We start from the raw sequence: 319 nt of genomic DNA on the forward strand, positions 1-319 counted from the left end.
CCGGTTGTTTGCTGATCAGGTTCATCTCGCGCATCAACTTACGTACCTTGAATCGCCCGATTTGCATGCCGTCCTCTTTCATCATCAGCATGATGCTTCGACTGCCCGCAGCGCTTCGGCTTTGGGTAAACAATTCGCTCACGCGGCTGCGCAAAATCACCCGTTCGGCATCAGGGGATCGGCGTTTTCGACAGTGTGCGTAGTAGCAAGATCGGGTGACTTCAAATACCGAGCACAACAGATCAACCGGCTCCTCGGAGCGAAGCTGATCGACTAACGCGAGCGCTCGTGTTCCTCGGCCATCAAGAGCGCGGTAGCC

The 319-nt window shown here is 55.8% G+C and carries 1 protein-coding gene; it reads right to left on the reverse strand.

The annotated features are described in order from the left end of the window. Positions 1–319 (reverse strand): IS3 family transposase (locus tag HAQ05_RS28210; RefSeq protein WP_190427722.1); only part of this gene is annotated, 319 nt, incomplete at both ends.

This window comes from Pseudomonas typographi, assembly GCF_014694385.1.
GTDB lineage: Bacteria > Pseudomonadota > Gammaproteobacteria > Pseudomonadales > Pseudomonadaceae > Aquipseudomonas > Aquipseudomonas typographi.